General features: G+C 71.8%; 1 protein-coding gene and 1 pseudogene. Both read left to right on the top strand.

Going from position 1 to position 1,171, the window contains the following annotated elements; genetic code table 11:
• Nucleotides 1-619 (top strand): annotated as a pseudogene (locus EQG76_RS01730) (ornithine cyclodeaminase family protein); the annotation flags it as partial.
• Nucleotides 620-621: 2 nt separating this feature from the next.
• A partial coding sequence (locus EQG76_RS01725) for an aromatic amino acid lyase (protein ID WP_235031156.1) occupies nucleotides 622-1,171 on the top strand: 550 nt, incomplete at its 3' end.

The following is a 1,171-nucleotide window of genomic DNA, read 5'->3' as shown; positions in this document are numbered from 1 at the left end:
TCTAGCGCCGCCCGCCCCGAAGGTGCTGGGCCATGTCGGCGCGCGCGGGACGTCCTACTGGAACGTCCGCCTGCTCGACCGGCTGTTCGACTTCGCCGAGATCCGGGTGCATTCGCGCCGCCCGGAAAGCCGCGACGGCTTCGCCGAACGCCTGTCCCGGGACCTGGGCAAGCCGGTCCGCGTGGCCGCCGACTGGCAAAGCTGTGTGGAAGGTGCCGACATCGTGGTCGAGGCCTCGCGCCTGCTTGCCCCTGAGCCGCTGCTGAAGACCCAGTGGATCAAGCCGGGTGCACTGGTGATCCCCTACGGCACCATGAGCGCCGTGGAGTTGTCGCTCACCGACATCATGGCCAAGATCGTGGTCGACGACTGGGGCCAGGCGCGTGCCGGCAAGCTCGGCGCCCTGCGCGCCCATGTCGACAGCGGCCGGCTGTCTGAAGCGAACCTCCATGCCGAGCTGGGCCAGATCGTGGCCGGAGAAAAGCCCGGCCGGGAGCGGCCGGATGAGACCATCCTGTTCTGGCATCGCGGCCTCTCGCTCAGCGATATCGCGCTTGGCCACCTGATGCTCGATAAGGCCGAGCGGCTGGGCCTTGGCCAGAGGCTGCGCTACGCGTGAGCATGGTGCCGTTGGGGGCCGGGCCCGTTCGCATTCGGGACATCGTGCAACTGGCGGGCGGGCAGGCGCGCACGGCGCCGGCCCCGGATCTGCTGGAGCGCCTGGGCGCGGCGCGCCGGGCGCTGGACCGCGCGGCTGCGGGCGGGACCCGGATCTATGGCCTGAACACCGGGCTGGGTGCGAAGGTCGGTCATGACCTGACCGGGTATCCGAACGGGCTGGAAGCGGCGGCCTTCCAGACGCTCCTGGTCCGGGGCCGGGCGGTGGCCATGGGCCTGCCTCTGCCGACCCGGACGGTGCGGGCGGCGATGGCCGCCCGCCTCGCCATGCTGAGCCAGGGGGGATCCGGCATCTCACCCGCCCTGTTCACTGCGCTCGCGGCGCTGCTGGACCGGGCGGTGCATCCGCGCGTGCCGCGCCATGGCTCGCAGGGCGAGAGCGATCTCTGCCTGTTCGCCCATGTGGCCCTGGTCCTGATCGGCGAGGGAGAGGCCGAGTACCAGGGCAGGGTGCTGCCGGGCGGCCGGGCGCTGGAGGAAGCCGGACTCGAGC

Origin of the sequence: Geminicoccus flavidas (assembly GCF_009806515.1) — a bacterium.
GTDB classification, from domain to species: Bacteria; Pseudomonadota; Alphaproteobacteria; order Geminicoccales; family Geminicoccaceae; genus Geminicoccus; species Geminicoccus flavidus.
This window is presented reverse-complemented; position numbering and strand designations above follow the sequence as displayed.